The organism is Dactylosporangium darangshiense (genome assembly GCF_039537565.1).
GTDB lineage: Bacteria > Actinomycetota > Actinomycetes > Mycobacteriales > Micromonosporaceae > Dactylosporangium > Dactylosporangium darangshiense.
This window is the reverse complement of record NZ_BAABAT010000014.1, coordinates 1-18,769: the sequence shown is the minus strand read 5'-3', so window position 1 is coordinate 18,769 and position 18,769 is coordinate 1. Positions and strand designations below refer to the sequence as shown.

16 protein-coding genes, 1 rRNA gene and 1 pseudogene are annotated in these 18,769 nt (G+C 73.5%); 2 read left to right on the top strand and 16 right to left on the bottom strand.

Features of this window, described 5'->3' with window-relative positions; translation table 11 throughout:
* Positions 1–117: 117 nt before the first annotated feature.
* From ABD901_RS25200 to steA, 6 genes are read right to left on the bottom strand one after another with little or no spacing between them, the layout of a single operon-like run.
* Positions 118–2,247, bottom strand: coding sequence for a hypothetical protein (locus ABD901_RS25200; protein WP_345129703.1), 2,130 nt, complete (start codon positions 2,245–2,247; stop codon positions 118–120).
* Entirely contained in the window at positions 2,247–3,341 is a 1,095-nt protein-coding gene (locus tag ABD901_RS25195; RefSeq protein ID WP_345129701.1) for a glycosyltransferase family 4 protein, read from the bottom strand. Before ABD901_RS25195 ends, ABD901_RS25200 begins: the two co-directional genes overlap by 1 nt.
* Complete coding sequence (gene murJ / locus ABD901_RS25190; RefSeq protein ID WP_345129699.1) at positions 3,341–4,906, bottom strand: murein biosynthesis integral membrane protein MurJ; 1,566 nt, start codon at positions 4,904–4,906, stop codon at positions 3,341–3,343. Before murJ ends, ABD901_RS25195 begins: the two co-directional genes overlap by 1 nt.
* The gene (locus tag ABD901_RS25185; protein ID WP_345129697.1) at positions 4,903–5,814 is read right to left on the bottom strand and encodes a hypothetical protein; all 912 of its coding nucleotides are present in this window, start codon (positions 5,812–5,814) and stop codon (positions 4,903–4,905) included. The genes murJ and ABD901_RS25185 overlap by 4 nt, the downstream gene beginning before the upstream one ends.
* Positions 5,804–6,751, bottom strand: coding sequence for a copper transporter (locus ABD901_RS25180; RefSeq protein WP_345129695.1), 948 nt, complete (start codon positions 6,749–6,751; stop codon positions 5,804–5,806). Before ABD901_RS25180 ends, ABD901_RS25185 begins: the two co-directional genes overlap by 11 nt.
* A 15-nt stretch (positions 6,752–6,766) precedes the next feature.
* Positions 6,767–7,939 carry a putative cytokinetic ring protein SteA gene (gene steA / locus ABD901_RS25175; RefSeq protein WP_345129693.1) on the bottom strand — a complete coding sequence of 391 codons (1,173 nt, stop codon included), beginning with the start codon at positions 7,937–7,939 and terminating at the stop codon, positions 6,767–6,769.
* A gap of 208 nt (positions 7,940–8,147) precedes the next feature.
* On the opposite strand from steA, the gene ABD901_RS59115 reads away from it, so the two are divergent.
* Positions 8,148–8,366, top strand: a complete 219-nt coding sequence (locus ABD901_RS59115) for a PASTA domain-containing protein (protein WP_425556718.1) — start codon at positions 8,148–8,150, stop codon at positions 8,364–8,366.
* A 114-nt stretch (positions 8,367–8,480) separates the two neighbouring features.
* Here the strand turns inward: ABD901_RS59115 and ABD901_RS59110 are convergent.
* From ABD901_RS59110 to ABD901_RS25145, 6 genes and pseudogenes are all read right to left on the bottom strand, one after another.
* Positions 8,481–8,879, bottom strand: a pseudogene (locus ABD901_RS59110) (DedA family protein); the annotation flags it as partial.
* A gap of 274 nt (positions 8,880–9,153) precedes the next feature.
* Positions 9,154–10,905, bottom strand: a complete 1,752-nt coding sequence (recN, locus tag ABD901_RS25165) for a DNA repair protein RecN (RefSeq protein ID WP_345129689.1) — start codon at positions 10,903–10,905, stop codon at positions 9,154–9,156.
* Between the two features lie 83 nt (positions 10,906–10,988).
* The gene (locus ABD901_RS25160; RefSeq protein WP_345129686.1) at positions 10,989–11,882 is read right to left on the bottom strand and encodes an NAD kinase; all 894 of its coding nucleotides are present in this window, start codon (positions 11,880–11,882) and stop codon (positions 10,989–10,991) included.
* Between the two features lie 85 nt (positions 11,883–11,967).
* Entirely contained in the window at positions 11,968–12,768 is an 801-nt protein-coding gene (locus ABD901_RS25155; protein WP_345129684.1) for a TlyA family RNA methyltransferase, read from the bottom strand.
* A 22-nt stretch (positions 12,769–12,790) separates the two neighbouring features.
* Positions 12,791–12,997 carry a hypothetical protein gene (locus ABD901_RS25150; RefSeq protein WP_345129682.1) on the bottom strand — a complete coding sequence of 69 codons (207 nt, stop codon included), beginning with the start codon at positions 12,995–12,997 and terminating at the stop codon, positions 12,791–12,793.
* Positions 12,994–13,716: a phasin family protein gene (locus ABD901_RS25145; RefSeq protein WP_345129680.1), complete on the bottom strand. Its 723-nt coding sequence runs from the start codon at positions 13,714–13,716 to the stop codon at positions 12,994–12,996. The genes ABD901_RS25150 and ABD901_RS25145 overlap by 4 nt, the downstream gene beginning before the upstream one ends.
* A 110-nt stretch (positions 13,717–13,826) precedes the next feature.
* Here ABD901_RS25145 and ABD901_RS25140 point away from each other — a divergent pair, with 110 nt between their 5' ends.
* Positions 13,827–14,165 carry an SCP2 sterol-binding domain-containing protein gene (locus ABD901_RS25140; RefSeq protein WP_345129678.1) on the top strand — a complete coding sequence of 113 codons (339 nt, stop codon included), beginning with the start codon at positions 13,827–13,829 and terminating at the stop codon, positions 14,163–14,165.
* 13 nt (positions 14,166–14,178) lie between these two features.
* On the opposite strand, the gene ABD901_RS25135 is transcribed toward ABD901_RS25140, so the two are convergent.
* The 4 genes from ABD901_RS25135 to rrf form a co-directional block, all read right to left on the bottom strand.
* The gene (locus ABD901_RS25135; protein ID WP_345129676.1) at positions 14,179–15,231 is read right to left on the bottom strand and encodes an HAD-IIA family hydrolase; all 1,053 of its coding nucleotides are present in this window, start codon (positions 15,229–15,231) and stop codon (positions 14,179–14,181) included.
* A complete protein-coding gene (locus ABD901_RS59105) occupies positions 15,228–16,754 on the bottom strand; it encodes a tetratricopeptide repeat protein (RefSeq protein ID WP_380139122.1) in 1,527 nt (508 codons plus the stop codon). The genes ABD901_RS25135 and ABD901_RS59105 overlap by 4 nt, the downstream gene beginning before the upstream one ends.
* Positions 16,751–18,409: a hypothetical protein gene (locus ABD901_RS25125; protein ID WP_345129674.1), complete on the bottom strand. Its 1,659-nt coding sequence runs from the start codon at positions 18,407–18,409 to the stop codon at positions 16,751–16,753. Before ABD901_RS25125 ends, ABD901_RS59105 begins: the two co-directional genes overlap by 4 nt.
* Before the next feature lie 236 nt (positions 18,410–18,645).
* A 5S ribosomal RNA gene (rrf, locus tag ABD901_RS25120) occupies positions 18,646–18,762 on the bottom strand.
* Positions 18,763–18,769 lie beyond the last annotated feature (7 nt).

Below are 18,769 nucleotides of genomic sequence, written 5' to 3'. Positions count from 1 at the left end.
CTCGCCGCGCGGCTCACGGCGCTGACCCGCTACGCGACCGCGCTGGCCGGTGATGCCGACGTCGGCCCGGCGGCAGCTCGCCGCCCGGCTGCGGCGGGAGCGGGCGTTGACCCGCGGTCAGCCCGTGAGCTCCGCCTCCGGCACGCGGGGCGCGGGCTGGCTGCGGTCGTCGGCGTGATCGAGGACCCGCAGGCAGGACAGCACGACCAGAGGCAGTGCGGTGGCGACCGCGGCGCCGAGGACGTTGAACGAGACGCCCTCGATCAGCCCGGCGATCAGGCCGGCGACGACCAGGCCGGACAGCGCGCCGCGCACCGGCGGGAAGACGCCGAGCAGCCGCCGCGCGCCGCCCCAGTCGCGGATGAGCACGAAGGTGGTGTACACCACCGTGCCCAGGACGAGCACCGTGAGCGGGCTCGTCACCGTGGTCACGACGTTGGCCTCGCCGATGCGCCGGGCGATGAACCCGGCGGTGCCGTCCTGGGTGCGCACGAGCAGCCGGCCGACGCTGCTGCGCTGCTCCTCGGGGCGGAACAGGTCGAGCACGCCGAAGCCCGCCATGACGAACAGCGCGGCCCCGCCGGCCCAGAGCAGCCGGGTGATCGTGAGCCAGCCGCCGACGGCCATCGCCGCGGCGATGCACACGCCGGCGGTGAGTGCGACCGCGCCGGAGGCGTCGGCGCCGAGGTACGGGCTGCCGATCATGACCATGCCGAAGGCGCCGATGACGGCCACGACGAACGGGCGCCACCGCCGTTCGAAGCGCTGCGCGAGCGCGGCGCCGCCGAGCAGCGCGCCGGTGACCAGCAGGCCGAGGCCGATGACGCCGACGCCGGCGTAGCGGCCGCCGACCACGGTCGAGTAGCCGGCGACGCCGTTGAGCTGCAGCCGCGACCCGGTGAGCACGTCGAACGCGACGGCGAGCGCGGCGACCGCGGCGACGCCGCCGAGGGGCGCGATGGCGCGGCTGCGGCGGGTGACGTACGCGATGAGGAACGTGGCCACGCACAGCACCCCGAGGGTCACCCCGCCGAAGCCGAGCCCGGGCCGCATCCACCGCCACCAGGGCAGCAGGTCGGCGACGAGCGCGGCCGGCACGGCCAGAGAGGCGGCGATCAGCAGCACCTCGGCGCCCCGCACGATCGGCCGCGGCACGGGCCGGAAGGCCAGCGGCCCGGGTGGGCGCCGGGCCCGCCGCAGCAGCGGCACGCAGGCGACGAAGAGCAGCAGCTCGGCCACGACGAGGGTGGTGAAGAAGTTGGTGCCGACCCGGCGCTGGACGGTGGCCTCGCGGTCGGCGTCGGCGAGGCGGCTGACCGCGGCAGTGACGTCGGCCGGGCGGCCGTTGCCGGTGGCGGAGGCGGCGCCGCCGGCGAAGAGCTTGCCGGGCACCGGCCGGTCGAGGGCGGCCAGGGCGGTCGGTGCGAGGTCGACGACCTGGACGTAGCCGGGCCGCGACGTCGACGGGGAGGTGAGCCAGCCGCCGGTGAACCCGGGTCCCTGCGCGATCGCGACGTGCAGCCGGCTGGTCGCGTCGAGGTCGGACAGGCCGGCGAGCACGACGACGGAGCTCCTCGGCCGGGCGGCGAGGATCGAAGCGAGCGCGGCGTCGGCGCGGCGGGCGTCCGCGGCCCGTGACACCGGGTCGTCGCCGGCGATCTGCCCGAGGTCGATCAGCGTCAGCGCACATTTGTCGAGCAGCCGGTCGTCGAAGTTCTCGGAGTAGATGTCGATGCGCCCGTACGGGCGGGCGGCGGCGACCGCCGCGCCGGGCCCGATCGCGGTGGTGCACCGCACGCCCTCGGCGAGCGCGCCCGGCTGCGCGCCCCAGTGCAGGGCCCGGTTGCGCGCGACGATGTCGCTCTGGTCGGTCAGGGAGGCGCCGGACTTGTCGACGGTGACCGGCACGCCAAGCTCCGGGCACACGGGGGTCACCGGCCCGGCGGTGTACACCGCGAAGTTGCCCGACCCGAGCGTCAGCCACCCGTCGCCGGCGCAGGTGATCCGCCGGGCCGAGCGCACCGACAGCGCGCCGATCGCGCCGCTCTGGGCCATCTGCCACATGGCCGGCGTGTCGGCGGCGTTGATGTCGTCCCAGCGCAGCCCGGCGACGCCGACGACGAGGACGTAGTCGGCGGCCGGCGGGGCCGGCGCGGCGGCCGGCTGCGGGACCAGCGCGACGAGGCCGAGCAGCCCGGCGAGCAGTGCCAGCAGTGCCGGGGTGAACCGATGCAGCCAGTGGCGCATCAGCGCTCCCCGCGGTCGCGCAGCTGTGCGTACACCGCCTCGGCCTGCTCGACGCTGTCCTGCTCGGTCGGCCAGCCGGCCGAGCGCTCCTTGCCCAGGCGGCCGAGCCGCTCGCGCGCCGCGGGGTCGTCGAGCAGTCCGACGACGGCCTCGTACACGGCGTCGACGTCGTGCGGCGCCACGAGCCGGGCCGCGGACCCGACGACGTCGGGGACGCCGCCGACGGAGGTCGACACCAGCGGTACCCCCGCGGCCATCGCCTCCTGGATGAACAGTGGCTGGCCCTCCCACACGCTGGTCGCCACGACGAGGTCCGCGGCGCCGAGCAGGTCCGGCACGTCGTCGCGGTAGCCGAGCAGGTGCACGGGCGCGTGCTCGACGGAGATGCGCTGGGCCAGCGACATGTACGACGGCCCGCTGCCGGCGATCGCCACGAACGGCTCGGGCTCCCGGTCGCGCCAGCGCACGGCGGCGGACACGAGCGTCTCGAAGCCCTTCTGCGGGTGCAGCCGCCCGACGGCGAGCACCAGCGGTTGCCCCGGCTCGGCGCCGAGCTCCTCGCGCACCACGGCCCGGTCGCGCGCGACGGGCCGCAGCACGGGCGCCGGCACCTTGGCCAGCCGCACGTCGCGCGCCCCGAGCTCGCGGGCCCGGTCGGCGAGGTCGCTGGAGACGGCGAGGGTGACGTCGGCGGCGCGGGCGACCCGCCGCTCGAGCGGCAGGTAGAGCTTGCCCCGCAGCCCGGTGGCCAGCACCAGGTTGTGCCAGGTCACGACGAGCGGCGTCCCGCCGGTGCGGGCGAGCGCGGCGACGAGGCCGGCCCGCAGGCTGTGCGCGTGGATGACATCGGCGTCGCGAATGGCGCGCCGCAGCGCACGCACGGCGAGCACGTCCCCCGGCTGCGGGCTGGCCGGGATCTCGACGGGCACGAACCTCGCGCCGCGCGCCGTGAACCCGAACTGCTCCTCGGTGGCCGCCGGCCCGTGCACGCTGACCTCGTGGCCGCGCGCGACCAGGCCTTCGGCGAGCATGGCGACGTGCCGCCCGGTGCCGCCAGTGGTCGTTGCCAGGACCAACGCGATGCGGGCGCCCACTACCCGTCCCTTCTTCCGGTCAACCGCCGCAGGGTGGCCCGGTCGCCGACCGCCGCCCCGGCGAGGAAGACCGCCGCCACCACGACTCCGCACAGCATGCCCTGCGTAACCGCCCCGGCCACACCCGGGGTTGTCAGTTGCCCCCGAACGAGCAGCCCGACGCCTACGGCCGCCGCGGCGGACAGCAGCGACACGGATGCGGTACGCCATGTGCCGCCCAACGCCTCGCCACCGGCCCGGCGGCGCACCGCCACCAGCAGCGCCGCCCCCAGCACCAGCATGCCCACCGAGTTCGCCGCCGCGACCGCCGCCACCCGGTCGGCAAGGGGCAGCGCGAGGGACAGCGTCACCGCGGCCACGGCGCCCGCCCCCCAGCCGATCGCGGTGGCGAGGGCCGCCGGGTAGGCGTTCCCCCCGGCATAGAGCGCCCTCGACAGCAGCGCGAACAGCCCGTACCCGAGCAGCCCCGGCGCGAACCACGCCATCCCGGCCGCGAGCGTGCCCACGTCGGGCGGCTCCGAGGCGGCGGCGGCGAGCAGCACCGCGATGGGCCGCGCGAGCACGATCAGCCCGGCCGCGCCGAGGCAGCTCAGCAGCACGACGGCCCGCGTGGGTGGCGCGAGCGCGGCGGCGAACCCTTCCCGGTCGCCGGCGGCGCCCCGCTCGGCCAGCGCCGGATAGGCCGTGGTCGCCAACGGCACCGCCAGCACCGCCCAGGGCAGCAGGAACATCGTCTGCGCGAGCGAGTAGGTGACGATGACCCCGTCCCCCGGCCCGTAGCTGACGAGCCGGATCGCCAGCCCGAGCACCAGCTGCTGCGTGCCTACGGTGACGATTCCCGCCACGGCGAGCGGCTTGAGCGTGGCCACGGCCCCCACATCGAGCCGCGTGGAGGCCCGGATCCCCAGCCGCAGCCGCCCGACGGGCACGACGAGGCACAGCGACAGCACCGCGACGGCGAGCGTGGTCCCCCCGGACAGCACGAGCAGCTCCCCGCCGGACACGCTCCCGAGCCCGGCCCCGTTTCCGGCCAGCACCCCGAACACGATGTACACGCCCATGACGGTGAGGCTGGACAGCAGCGGCGCGATGACGGGCCACGCAAACCGCCGGTACGTCTGCAGCGCCCCCGTCAGCACGATCCCCACCCCGTAGAGCGGCAGCTGCGGCGCGAACACCCGCAGCATGTCGGCCCCGGCGTCGATGACTTCGGGCGGCTTCCCGCTGGCGAGCACCTGGACGAGCGGATGCGCAAACACGGCGACCAGGAGCGCGACCGGCACGAGGATGATGACGACCCAGGTGAGCAGCGCACCCACGATCCGCCCGACCGTCTCGCGGTCCTTCCCGGCGAGCAGCGGCACCACGAGACTGGCGAGCGCCCCACCGGCGACGAGCTCGAAGATGATGTTGGGCACGGTGTTCGCGGCCTGATACGCACTTCCGAGCCCGGTCGCGCCAACGGTCGAGTTGAACACCATAATGCGGGCAAATCCGGCAATCCGGCTCAGAATGGTGAGTCCCGCGACGAGCGCCGCCGCCCCGAACAGCCTGCTTCTCGTCACCCGCGCGGATACTGCGACGGCTTACGCGGCCGCCGGCCGCCTTCCGGGCCTTCCGCGGACATTTCCGGCATTTCCGATTCATCGCCAACGGTGTCATCATCCGGGCCGTCGTCGGGACCCCGCCGGCCCCACTGGTCGAGGCGGTTCAGCAGCGGGTTGGCCTCGATGACCTTGGTGAAGCTCACCTTCTCGCTGGCCGCCGTCAGCGCCACGATCCCCGCCAGGGCGGCGAGGCGTCCGAAGGTGCCCGTGCGGGCCGTGTACGCGGTGCCGAGCAGCGCGCCGAGCGCGTTGGCCCCGGCGTCGCCCAGCATGATCTCCTCACCGAGGTCGGCCGGCAGCAGCGCGCTCGCCGCGCCGATCGGGCCGGACGCGCCCAGCGGGGTGCCGGCCGCGAGCCCGGCCTTCAGCGCCCGGCCCGGGCGCAGGTCGAGCAGGTTGAACAGGTTGGCCGACCCGGCGATGACCCCGGCGCCGAGGACCACGTCGATCGCCCGGCGGCGGGGCAGCAGCGCGGCGGCGACGAGCCCGGCGGCGCCCACCCCGGCGATCTTCACCAGGCCGCTGGTCACCCGGCCCTGCCGCAGCGCGCCGATGTGGCCGCGGAAGCCCTTGGCCGAATGCTCGGGCCGGCCGCCGACGAGGTCGTCGTAGAGGCCGACGGCGCCGGAGCCGAGCCCGGCGACCACGGTCGCGGCGGCGTGCTCGGGCCGCTGCACGACGGCGCCGGCGGTGGCGCCGAGGGCGAGCGCGGGCCCGCCGGCGAGCGACACGCGCCGGCCGTGGAAGTTGGTGCGCTCGAGCGCCGGGCTGTCCCGCAGGGCACGCAGGGCGGCGCGCGCCACCCCGCCCGCGACGGGGCCGGCCAGCGCGCCGGTGACGAAGCGCAACAGGCGCCTACGAGCCATTGCCCACGCTCGCCGTCTTCGGCAGCAGGCTGCTCGCCCCGTCGCCGATGCCGTAGTGGCCGGTCTTGCCGCCGAGCCGCTCGACGAGCGCCATGACGGCCGCGACCTGGCCGTATGCGGTGACCGCGTTGTCGACCGTCGAGATCGACTTGGCGATGGAGGCATCCCCGCGTACCGACGAAACCAGGCCGTTGGCCGAGAGCCCGGCCACGACGACGCGCCCGGCCAGGTCGAAGCGGCTGGCCAGGGTCAACGCGGCGGTGTTGCGGTCCTTGGCGTCCTTGCCCGTGGCGGGCGCACCGGCGACGATGACGACCGCCTCGGCGGGCGTCTTGAAGTCCCCGTCGAGCCCGATGAACCCGCTGGCCTCGTACGTGCTGAGCACCGTCCGGGTGCCCTCGACCTGCGGGGTGCCGGTCTTGCCGACGAGCACCGCGGCCAGCAGCGCGGCCGAGGTGTCCACGCCGTTGGCCTGGTTGGGCAGGGCGCCGCTCAGGCCGGGCGGCGCTGAGGACTCGGCGAGCTGGAGCAGCGTCGCGCTGTTGCTGGCGGCCGTGAACTTCTCCTTGATCGTGAGCGTGCCGGCGACCTTGGCGCCGGCTGTGCCGAGCATGCTCGCGACCCCGTCGGTGGCGGTGCCGACGTCGCCGCTGTCGCTGCCGTCGAGCTTGATGAGCAGGACGTTCTTGCCGTTGAGCTTGTTGGTCAGCAGCATCGGCGCCACCTCGGTGGCGAAGTCGGCGTTCTTCTTCAGCTCGGCCCGGGACTGCTCGAGGTCGTCGCGCAGCTGCTGCTTCTCGTTGGTGATCTTGTTGACCTGGTCGTTGAGGTTCTCGGCGAGCGGCCCGTTCGCCGCTGCGGTCCCGACGACGAGGCCGATGGCCAGCGCCAGGAAGACGGCGGCCAGCGACACCACGTGGTACCGGAAGTTGATCACAGCAAAGGCGGCCTTCTACGAGAACAGCGTGAAGATCAGGTTGTCCCACCACTCGGCGATGACGCCGAGATAGGCCCGGCCGATCGTGGTGACCGCGAGCGCGGCGGCCATCGCGGCGATCGCCGAGGCGAGCAACAGGATCAGCGACGATCCGGAGAGGCTCTGCCGGTACAGCCTACTGACCCCCTTGGCGTCCACCAGCTTGCCGCCGAGCTTGAGCCGGGTCAGGAACGTCGAGGCCATGCCGCCACGGCCCTTGTCGAGGAACTCGATCAGGGTGTTGTGGGTGCCGACCGCCACCAGGAGCGATGCGCCCTTCTCGTCGGCCAGCAGCATCGCGATGTCCTCGCTGGTCGCCGCGGCCGGGAAGGTGATCGCCTCGACGCCGAGCCGCTGCACGCGGGCGAGCCCGGGCGCGCGCCCGTCGGGATAGGCGTGCACGACGATCTCGGCGCCGCAGCGCAGCACGTCGTCGCTGACGGAGTCCATGTCGCCGATGATCATGTCCGGCGTGTACCCCGCCTCGACCAGCGCGTCCGCGCCGCCGTCGACGCCGATGAGGACCGGCTTGTACTCCCGGATGTAGGGCCGCAGCACGTCGATGTCGGCCTTGTAGTCGTACCCGCGCACCACGATCAGGCAGTGCCGCCCGGCGATCTGCGTCTGCACCTCGGGCACGCCGACGCCGTCGAGCAGCAGCCCGCGCTCCTGCTTGAGGTACTCCAACGTGTTGGCCGCGAACGCCTCGAGCTGCACGGACAGCCCTTCACGGGCGTCGGCCATCGCCTCGGCGACCGAGTCGGAGTCCTGCCGCACGCCCTTGGCAACGGCCTCCTCGCCGATGTACACGGTGTCGCCCTCGATGCGCACCGACTCGCCCTCGCGCAGCCGGTCGAACAGCTCCTCGCCCAGGTCGTCCACGAGCGGGACGCCGGCCTTGATCAGCCCTTCGGGCCCGAGGTTCGGATACCGCCCGGACACCGACGGCTTCGCGTTGAGCACCGCCGCCACGCCCGACGCGGCCAGCGAGTCGGCCGCCACCCGGTCGAGGTCCACGTGGTCGATGACCGCGATGTCCCCCGGCCGCAGCCGCCCCACCAGGCGCTTCGTCCGCCGATCGAGCCTCACGACGCCAGCGATGACACCCGGCTCGGCGGGCCGGGTGCGGCGCAAGGTTGGAAGTCGCATCAGCACCATCCTGGCATGGACCGACGCCGAAAGCTGTGCGCGACATGTCCACCACCAGGTGGAACGCCCCATTTCACGTTTCGGCGTGACGCCGGTCACCCTGCCCGCCACGCGCGCGTGTGTCGCGCACCTGACAGTGTGAGCGCGTATTTACGACGCGCCGACCCGCCTCACGTCTGCACAGGGTTCCATCGTGAGGAGTCGCCTGATGGAAACATTATCGTCGATCCGCCTGACCCGCGTGCCGAACCTCGCCGGAAAGACCCCGGCCGAGGCCACCGCCGCCCTACGCGCCGCCGGACTCGAGCTCGGAGTGATCCGCGAGGTCGGCCCGTCCGGCGCCATGATCGTGCTCGAGCAGTCGACCTTGGCCACGACCGTCGCGCCCGTCGGCACGAGGGTCAACCTCCTGGTCGGCCGGTGCTGAGAACCGCCGCCCCACTTCGGCTGCCAGCAGCAGCATCCCCGCACCCGCGTAGGCGAACAGCAGCGCCTTCCAGGGTTGCCCCGAGAAGTGCCTGCCGCACCAGTACCCGATAAGCCCGGCCATCGAGGCCCAGAGACTCACCCCGAGCGCCGTCCAGGCCTGAAAGCGCCCCGCCGGGTACCCGACCACCCCGGCGGCCAGCGCGGAGGCCGACCGCCCACCCGGCAGATACCGCGCGAACACCAGCACCTGCCCCCCGCGCCGGTCCAGGGTCTTCCCGGCCCAGTAGTAGGCCGCCAGCCCGCGCGTCCTGCCTTGCAGCCGCCGCAGAACCCCCGCTCCCGCCCGCAGCCCGATGCGATAGGACAGCACGTCTCCAGCGAACGCCCCCGAGGCGGCCGCGAGGATCACGAGCACGATATGCGGCGACCCAGTGGACCCGGCCAGCACCGAAACAGCAATCAACGTGGATTCACTGGGCGAAAGCGGAACAATCGCATCCAGCCCAGCCACGAAAAACACCACCAACAACACCCAGGGCGACCCCGCAACCGCATCCACCACAGTCACAACGTAGAGCGATGGATCAAACACCCCGTGAACCCAAGCGGTCCTTACAAAACCGCAACCACTACCACGGCCAAACCGCAACAACCGCAACCACTGCCACTGCCACAACCGCAAGGGGGCCGACGAGGCCGCACGGCTTTCCCGGCCCAGTGCCCAGAGCAGACACCTTCCCCCGGCCCCGCCCCGGCCCCCCGGCCCCGTAACGCGGAAAAGACCCTCAGGCCTTCTCCCGATCCGCCACCGACAACAACTCCTCCGCGTGCGCAATCCCCAGATCCGAATCGGGCAGCCCTGCCAGCATCCGAGCCAGCTCCCGAGCCCGCTCCGTATGCTCCACAACCCGCACCCCACTGGTGGTGACCGCCCCACCCGTGTCCTTCGCCACCACCAGATGCCGATCCGCAAACGCCGCCACCTGCGGCAGGTGCGTCACCACCAGCACCTGATGCTCCCGAGCCAGCCGAGCCAGCCGCTTGCCGATCTCCACGGCGGCCGTCCCGCCGACCCCGGCATCGACCTCGTCGAACACGAGCGTCGGCGGCCCGCCAACCCCGGCGAACACGACCTCGATCGCGAGCATGACCCGCGACAGCTCACCGCCCGACGCGCCCTTCTGCAGCGGCTGCGCCGGCGCGCCCGGATGCGGCAGCAGCCGCAGCTCGATGTCGTCGGCCCCGTCCGGCCCGACCCCGCTGTCCACGCCCGACGCCGTCGGGATCAACGGCCCGTTGCCGGCCGCCTTCGGCACCACCACGACCTCGATCCGCGCGTGCGGCATCGCCAGCCCCGCCAGCTCGACGGTCACGTCGGCCGCGAACCGCCCGGCCGCCTCCTGCCGCGCCGCCGACAGCACCGCCGCCAGCTCGGCCACCTCGCCGTGCAGCCGCTTGCGCTCCCGGTCGAGCTCCTCGAGCAGCTCGTCGGAGGTGTCGAGCTCGGCCAGCCGCGTGCGCGCGTGCTCGGCCCAGGCGACGACGCCGTCGACATCCTCGGCGTACTTGCGGGTGAGCGCCCGCAGCGCCGCCCGCCGCTCGTACACCTCCTGCAGCCGCCCCGGATCGGCATCCAGCGACGCCAGATAGGTGCCCAGCTCCGTCGAGACGTCCCCGGCGAGCGTGGCGACCTCGTCGAGCCGGGCGGCGAGCTCGCCCAGGACCCGGTCGACGCTGGACTGCCCGTCCAGGGTGCGCCGCGCGGTCGCGATCAGGCTCAGCACGTCGACGACGTCGTCGCCCTCGCCGGTGCCGGCCAGCGCCACGTGCGCCAGCTGCGCGGCCGAGCGCAACCCCTCGACGTGCTCGAGGCGCTGGGCCTCCTCGCGCAGCAGCTCGTCCTCGCCGGGCTGCGGATCGACCCGGGTGATCTCGTCGAGGCCGAGCCGCAGCAGGTCGGCCTCCTGCGAGCGCTGCCGCGCATTGGCCCGCCGGTCGGCGAGGTCGTCCTCGACGGCCCGCCAGCGGTTGTAGAGGTCGGTGAACTGCCCCAGCAGCTTCTCGTGCTCCGGCCCGGCGTAGCGGTCCAGCGCGGCGCGCTGCTCGGCCGGGCGCAGCAGGCGCAGCTGGTCGGACTGCCCGTGCAGCGCGAACACCCGCTCGCCGACCTCCGACAGCAGCGACACCGGCACGGTGCGCCCGCCGACGTGGGCGCGCGAACGGCCCTCGGCGGTCAGCGTGCGGCTCATCAGCAGCGTGCCGTCGTCGTCGACCTCGGCGCCCGCGTCGGCGATGCGGCTCTCCACCGCGGCCCGCACGTGCTTCGGCAGCGTCAACCGGCCGTCGACCGTGGCACGACCCGGGTCGGCGCGCACCCGCCCCGCGTCGGCCCGTCCGCCGAACAGCAGGTTGAGGCTCGTCACGACCATGGTCTTGCCCGCGCCGGTCTCGCCCGTGATGACCGTGAGGCCCGGGCCGAGGGGCAGGGTGGCGTCTTCGATCACGCCCAGTCCGGTAATGCGGAGTTCCTCCAGCACGTGAGGAACACTAGCCGCGGGGTATGACAGTTCTCTACTCAGCACACCGTATTGGCGCGCCGCCGGCCCACACGACCGCGCCCTCAGTGGTGCCGTTGGTTGTGCCGCCACCCCTCGACCGGCAGGCCGAACTTCGCTACGAGACGGTCGGTGAACGGGCGCTCACGCAGGCGTACGACGCGGACCGGGAGGGCTCCCCGGCGTACCGTGACCGTGGCTCCCGGAGCGAGATCCATCACTCGCCGCCCGTCGCACGACAGCAGCGCGAAGCTGGTGAAGGGCTCCACGTTCACCGTGATCGTCGACGCCGGCGAGATCACCAGGGGCCGGCTGAACAGCGCGTGCGCCGAGATCGGCACCAGCAGCAGGGCCTCCAGCTCCGGCCACACGACCGGCCCGCCGGCCGAGAAGGCGTAGGCGGTCGACCCCGTCGGCGTGGCGCACACCACGCCGTCGCACCCGTACCGCGACAACGGCCGCCCGTCGACCTCGACGAGCAGCTCCAGCATCTTCTCGCGGGCGCCCTTCTCGACGGTGACCTCGTTGAGCGCCCACGAGTTGCCGACCAGCTGCCCGCCGTGCTCGGCGGTGACGTCGATCGTGAGGCGCTCGTCCACCGTGTACGACCCGTCGACGATCTCGCGGACCGCCTTGTCGACGTCGCCGATCTCGGCCTCGGCCAGGAAGCCGACCTTGCCCAGGTTGATGCCGAGCAGCGGCGCCTTCGCCGGCCGGGCCAGCTCCGCGGCGCGCAGCAGCGTGCCGTCGCCGCCGAGCGCGAACACGATCTCGACGCCCTGCGCGGCCTCCTCGCCGCTGACCGGCACCGCCCGCGGGATGTTGAGCTCCGCGGCCTCCTCGGCCAGCACCCGCACGGTGAAGCCGCTGTCGAGCAGGTCAGCCGCCACGGTCCGGGCATGATCGTTGTTGCTGGCCTTGCCCGTATGGGTAACCAGCAGTGCCTCACGTCCGCTCACGCCGCCACCTCCGCTTCGCTCCGGTCCCGCCGCGAGTCAAAGCCGTGTCCACGGTGAGCGGCCACTCCGCTGCGCTCCGTACCGCTCACGCCGGAACCTCCGCTCCAACCGCATCGTGCACCACGTCCGGGTCCACGGGCGGCGCGCTGCGGCGCAGCCACAGGAAGAATTCCACGTTGCCCTGCGGCCCCGGCAGCGGGCTGCGCGCCACGCCGGCAACGCCCAGGCCGAGCTCGGCGGCCGCGGCGGCCACGTCGAGCACCGCCGCGGCCCGCAGCTGCGGCGAGCGCACCACGCCGCGATCGCCGAGCGCCTCCCGGCCCACCTCGAACTGCGGCTTCACCATCGGCACGAGGTCGCCGTCCGGCGCCGTGCAGGCCGCGAGGGCCGGCAGCACCAGCCGCAGCGAGATGAAAGACAGGTCGGCAACAGTGAGCTCGCACGCGCCGCCGATCTGCTCCGGCGTCAGCGTGCGCACGTTGGTCCGCTCGATCACCTGCACCCGTTCGTCGGTGCGCAGGGACCACGCGATCTGGCCGTACCCGACGTCCACCGCCGCCACCGCCGCCGCACCCCTGCGCAGCAACACGTCGGTGAACCCGCCGGTCGAGGCGCCCGCGTCGAGGCAGCGCCGCCCGGCGACGGGCAGCGCGGCGAACGCGTCCAGGGCGCCGGCCAGCTTGTGCCCGCCCCGCGACACGTACTCGTCCTCCGCCGCCTCCAGCACCCGCACCGGGTCCGCCGGGTCGATCTGGGCCGCGGCCTTGCCGGCGGCCGTGCCGCGCACCTCCACCCGGCCGGCGGCGATCAGCGCGGCGGCCTGCTCCCGGGAGCGGGCCAGCCCACGGCGCACCAGCTCGGCGTCGAGACGGTTCCGGCGCGCCATCTGCCAGCAGCTCCCTGAGAGGTCAACGTTCCTCGATCGTGCCCAGCGTCTCCTGCATCGTGCGGTGGGCGTCGGCGTACACCGAAACCTGCTGCCGCAGTGGAAGCGACGCTACCTCGCCCAACGCCGCAACCGCCGCCTCGACCCGGCCCAGCACCGTCGCGCCGGGCGGCCCGGGCATCGGCCCCGGCCCGGGAACGGGCGCGCCACCAGGGCTCGGGGCGGTCACGACGCCGTCTTCCGGGGCGCGCGAGTGGTCTTCTTCACGGGCAGCTTGGCCGACGCCGGCCCGGTTTCGGAGGCGGCGGCGACGGTCTCGATCGCGGCCTTGGCGGCCGCCTTCTTCGCCTGCGCGCGACGAGCGGGCGCCGCCTTGGCCGACGCCTCGGCGGCCTTGGCCGCAGCAGTCTTCGCCGGAGCGGCGGTCTTCGCCGCAGCAGTCTTCGCCGGAGCAGCAGTCTTCGCCGGGGCGGCGGCCTTGGCCGGCGCCTCGGCGGCCTTCGCCGGAGCGGCGGTCTTGGCCGGCGCGATCTTCTTGGCCACGGCCCTCTTGGCCACCGCCTTGCGAGCGGAAGCCGGGGCCTCGGTGATCGCCTCGGCGCCAACCGGCGGCGCGGGCTCGTGCTCCGGCGCGACGGAGCTCACGGTCGCCTCCTTGAGCTGCGCCTCGAGCTCGTGCACGCGGTTTGTGAGCGACGCCACCTCCTCCGCGGTGGCCAGCCCGACGGCGCCCAGCGCCCGGTCCAGCTCGTACCGCACCAGCTTCGTCACCGCCTCACGGTTCGCCGACCCGGCCTTGAGCAGGTCCTCGGCCATCCCCTGCAGCTGCTCGGCGGTCGCGCCACTCTTGCCGACCAGGCGCCGGACCGTCTTGGTCGCCTTCTTCGTGGTGGCCTCGGTCATGCCGTAGGCGAGCTCCAGATACGCCCGCCATGCTTCCTGCGCCATATTGCGTCTCTCCTCCAAGTGGTGTACGCCATCACGCTACCGGGCGCGCCGCGACGCCGTACGGTACCGTCACAGTTCCACTGGACCGCACAACGACGGGGATTCGCGCAATGGCAACGGTTGACGAGTGTCGCGCCGCACTGCAGAAGCTCGCAGAGCGACTCGCGGCCAACGCGGCGCAGGCCCGTGAGAAGCTCGACTTCGACCGCACACTGGCCTGCCGCGTCACCGACCTCGACGTGGCGTTCCACGGCCGGCTGAGCGGCGGCCAGATCATCGACCTGACCGACGGCGACGACCCGCGCGCGAAGATCAAGCTCACTTCGTCCAGCGACGACCTCGTCGAGCTGGTCAACGGCCGCCTCAACGTCATGGCGGCCTGGACGAGCGGCCGCATCAAGATCGAGGCCGGCATGATGGACCTGCTGAAGCTCCGCAAGCTGCTCTGAGAGCCTCGGGCGGTCAGCCCAGCTTGAGCCACTTCAACGCGGCCTGAGCCCCGTCGCCGTCCGCGACGACCGCGCGTGCCTCGCTCTCCGCCCAGGCCACCCGGCACAGGGCCGCAAGAGCATCGACCGGACGTCCGTCCCCCGCGAGCTCCCACCGTCCCTCACGCTCAGTGACCTGCCATTGCCCCCGCAGTGGTACATCAGGAGTCTCCCCCGCCCGCGGCAGCGCGACACCCGGCTCGAAGAGCCCACCGAGGTCCTCGGCCACGAAGGTCGGCCGCCGCTCAGCGGGCGCCCCGAGCAACTCGGCGGCGTCGGACACCCCGGTCAGCACGAGCAGGCTGTCCATCCCGGCCCGGTTCGCCCCTTCGATGTCCGTGTCGAGCCGGTCCCCGACGACGAGCGCCCGCCGCGCACCGCGCTCCCGCGCCGCCTCGAGGAACAGCCCAGGGTCGGGCTTCCCCACGATCGTGTCCGGCTGCCGCCCGAGCGCCGTGGCGAGCGCCACGACCAGCGACCCGTTGCCCGGCAGCGGCCCCCGCGGCGAGGGCAGCGTCTTGTCGGCGTTGGTCGCGATCCAGGCGGCCCCGCCGCGAATGGCCACGGCGGCGTCGCCGAGGTCCCGCATGCGCACGTCCGGCCCGTACCCCTGCACAACGACCCGCGCTTCGGCCGCCTCCGTCACCGGCGTGAGCCCCGCGGCGACGACCTCCTCGCGCAGCGCCGGCGCCCCGAGGATCAGCACCGGCGTACCGGCCGGAAACCGCTCCGCCATCAGCAGCGCGGTCGCATGCGCCGAGGTCACGACCTCGCGCTCCACGGCCGGAATCCCGATCCGCGTCAGCAGCGCGGCAACGTCGCCCGGCAGCCGCGAGGCGTTGTTCGTCGCGTACGCGCTGGGCATCCCCCGCTCACGCAACTTCGCACACGCCTCCGCGGCCCCCGGAATGACCTGATCGACGAGGTACAGAACCCCGTCAAGATCAAAGATCACCAGGTCGTACTGCCCGACCAGATCCCCGCCATCGACGGCTTCCGCCCGGGCATCGCCCACGACCGCACTCACGCCGACCCCGCCTCGCCACGCTTCCCGGCTGCCTCGTCGCCCTGGCCCGTGTCACCGGCGTCGCCCCGGCCGCCTTCGCCCTGCCCGGCCTTGTCGTCACCGGCCGCGTCGTCGTCAGCTTCGTCGTCGCCGGCCTTGTCGTCGCGGTCCTTGTCGTCGCCGGCCTTGTCGTCGCCGGCTCGGACCTCGCTCGACGCGTCGCCCGCGCCGCTCTTGTCATCGCCGGACGCGTCATCGCCCTGCGCGGTCATCGGCTCCTGGTCGCCGAAGTCCCCGTCGCGCTCGTCATCGGCGTCCCCGCCGTCCTCGCCGCGCCCACGTCCTTCGTCGCCCTCGCCGCTGTCCCCGTCACGCTCGTCGTCTACGTCGTCGTCATCTTCATCGTCGTAGTCGTCTTCGTCGTCGTAGTCATCGCGGTCGTCGTCCTCGTCGTCTACGTCGTCGTCATCTTCGTCGTCGTAGTCGTCGTCTTCCTCGTCCTCGTCGTCTACGTCGTCGTCTTCCTCGTCGTCTACGTCGTCGTCTTCCTCGTCGTCGTCGTAGTCGTCGTCATCGCGATCGTCGTCCTCGTCCTCGTCGTCGTAGTCGTCGTCCTCGTCGTCTACGTCGTCGTAGTCCTCGTCCTCGTCGTCGTCGTCGCGATCGTCGTCGTCGTCATCGTCGTCGTCGCGGTCGTCGTCCTCGTCGTCGAGGTCTTCCTCGTCGTCATAGTCCGCCGCCGCACTCGCGCCGGCCTCGGCACGGTCCTCGCCGGCCCCTTCGCCGTCCTCCGAGTCGTCTTCCGTGTCGCCGTCGAGCGTGATCCCGTCGAGCTCGAGCAGCCGCTCAGCCGCGTCGGTACGCAGGTCCTCGTCCAGGTCCGCGGCCCGGGCAAACCACTCCCGCGCCTCTTCCCGCCGCCCGGCCCGCAGCAACGCATCGGCGTACGCGTACCGCAGCCGAGCCGCCCAGGGCGCCTCGGGCGCCGAGGTGAGCTCCCGGACCTGCAGCATCGCCACGGCCGCGTCCTGCTGCCCCATGTCCCCGCGGGCCCCCGCGGCAACGATCAGCAGCTCCACGATCTCCTCGGCCGACAGCTTCTCGCGGTCCGCCGTCCGGAACAGGTCGATGGCCTTCTCCGGCCGCCCGAGTGCCCGCTCACAGTCCGCGATGACCGCGATGTGCGTCTGCCGCCCGGTCATCCGGTGGTACGTCCGCAGCTCCCCCAGCGCCGTCTGCCACTCCCCGGCGTGATAGGCCGCAAGCCCCGCCGCTTCACGCACGACCGCGATCCGCGACGCCTTCCGCCGCGCCACGAGCGCATGCGCCAGCGCCAGCTCGGGGTCATCGTCAATGAGCTGCCCGGCCGCAACCAGCCGCCGCGCAACCTCCTCAGCCACGGGCCGCGCGAGCGAGCTGAGCTCAGCCCGCACCTCCCGATCGAGCTCCGACGCGTCGATGTCGTCCGCAAGCACCGGATCGGCAACCCGGCTGACAGTCTCTTCCCCGCTCTCGTCACTGCTGACGAACCCGGGATCGCTCACCCGCGGCCGGTACCCGCCGGCATCTCCACGCCGCAGCCCTTCGGCCCGCTGCGCCCCGGCGCCACGGTCCCCGGCGTCCCGATCCCGGAACCCCCCGGCGCGCCCGCGCTCACCGTCCCGATCGCGGTACCCCGGCCGATTCCCGCCCCGCTCCCGGGACCCACCGTCCCGATCGCGGAACCCCGACGGCCGATCGCCACGCGGCGCACCATCGCGGTCCCGGTCGCGGCCGCCTTCGCGGTCACGGAACCCGCCGTCACGGTCGCGGTAACCACCACCGGCCCGCTCACCGCGGAACCCGCCATCACGATCCCGGTACCCCGACGGCCGGTCCCCACGGGGCCCACCGTCCCGGTCACGGAACCCCGACGGCCGCTCACCACGGGGCGCACCATCACGGTCACGGAACCCGGACGGCCGATCGCCACGCGGCGCACCGTCGCGGTCGCGGAAACCACCCTCGCGCCCACGGAACCCAGACGGCCGATCGCCACGGGGCGCACCATCACGGTCACGGAACCCAGACGGCCGATCCCCACGGGGCGCACCATCACGGTCACGGAACCCAGACGGCCGGTCCCCACGGGGCGCACCGTCCCGATCCCGGAACCCGGACGGCCGATCGCCACGCGGCGCGCCATCACGGTCGCGGAACCCGGACGGCCGATCGCCACGCGGCGCACCGTCCCGGTCGCGGAAACCACCCTCACGATCACGCCCACGGAACCCGCCGTCACGGTCGCGGAACCCGCCACCGTCACGATCCCGGAACCCGGACCCCTCACGCCCGCGGTACCCGCCGGCCTCCCGATCGCGGAACCCGCCACCATCACGGTCGCGCGATCCACCCGAGAACCCACCACGGTGCCCGCCACGCTCTGGCCGATCACCCCGGAACTCACCCCGCGGCGGCCCGCCACTGTCACGGCCCCCGTCGCGGAAGTTCCCACGCCCGCGCTCGTCCCGGAATCGGTCCCCACGCGGCCGGTCGAACCCGGGCCGGTCATCACGCGACCGCTCCCCGCGCCCGAACGCGGGCCGGTCATCGCGCGGACGATCCCCGCGCCCCTGGTCGTATCCAGGCTTGTCATCGCGGAATCGATCCCCACGCGGCCGATCAAACCCGGGCCGGTCCCCGCGCGAACGATCTCCACGCGGCCCATCAAATCCAGGCCGGTCAGTACGGGAACGATCCCCACGCGGCCCATCAAACCCAGGCCGATCGCTACGGGAACGGTCGCCGCGAGGCCCATTGAATCCAGGCCGGTCACCACGGGAACGGTCTCCGCGCGGCCCGTCGAACCCGGGCCGGTCGCCGCGGGAGCGATCCCCACGCGGCCCATCAAATCCAGGCCGGTCCCCGCGCGAACGATCCCCACGCGGCCCATCGAACCCGGGCCGGTCACCGCGGGAACGATCCCCACGCGGCCCATCAAATCCAGGACGGTCACCGCGGGCACGGTCACCGCGCGGCCCATCAAACCCGGGCCGATCACCACGGGCGCGGTCACCGCGCGGCCCGTCGAACCCGCGCCGGTCACCCCCGCCATCACGGTCACCGCGCGGCCGATCACCACCGAAGCGGGACGGCCGATCACCGCCGGACCGAGCCGGCCGGTCGCCACCGAAGCGCCCACCGCGCCCACGGTCGTCACGCGGCCGGTCGTCGCCGGACCGCTCCCCGCGCGGCCGGTCACCCCGCGGCTGGTCGTCGCGGCCGCGAGCCGGCCGATCGTCGTCCTTGCGCGGCCGCTTCGGGCCGTCCTGACCGTTGCCGTCGTGTGGCATTGCGTTCACGACTTCATCCTTCCCGACCGGGGCGCGCCGTATGCGCTCGACCCCGGTAAACGAATCGAGGGCCGCCCACTGGGCGGCCCTCGATCGAGAGTTTGTCCGGCGGCGTCCTACTCTCCCACACTCTCTCGGGTGCAGTACCATCGGCGCTGGAGGGCTTAGCTTCCGGGTTCGGAATGGGACCGGGCGTTTCCCCTCCGCTATGGCCGCCGTAACACTAT

Coding starts and splice junctions, on each gene's coding strand:
- ABD901_RS25200 (WP_345129703.1), bottom strand. CDS start 2,247: ATGCGCCACTGGCTGCATCGGTTCACCCCGGCACTGCTGGCACTGCTC.
- ABD901_RS25185 (WP_345129697.1), bottom strand. CDS start 5,814: ATGGCTCGTAGGCGCCTGTTGCGCTTCGTCACCGGCGCGCTGGCCGGC.
- steA (WP_345129693.1), bottom strand. CDS start 7,939: ATGCGACTTCCAACCTTGCGCCGCACCCGGCCCGCCGAGCCGGGTGTC.
- ABD901_RS59115 (WP_425556718.1), top strand. CDS start 8,148: ATGGAAACATTATCGTCGATCCGCCTGACCCGCGTGCCGAACCTCGCC.
- ABD901_RS25155 (WP_345129684.1), bottom strand. CDS start 12,768: ATGGCGCGCCGGAACCGTCTCGACGCCGAGCTGGTGCGCCGTGGGCTG.
- ABD901_RS25145 (WP_345129680.1), bottom strand. CDS start 13,716: ATGGCGCAGGAAGCATGGCGGGCGTATCTGGAGCTCGCCTACGGCATG.
- ABD901_RS25140 (WP_345129678.1), top strand. CDS start 13,827: ATGGCAACGGTTGACGAGTGTCGCGCCGCACTGCAGAAGCTCGCAGAG.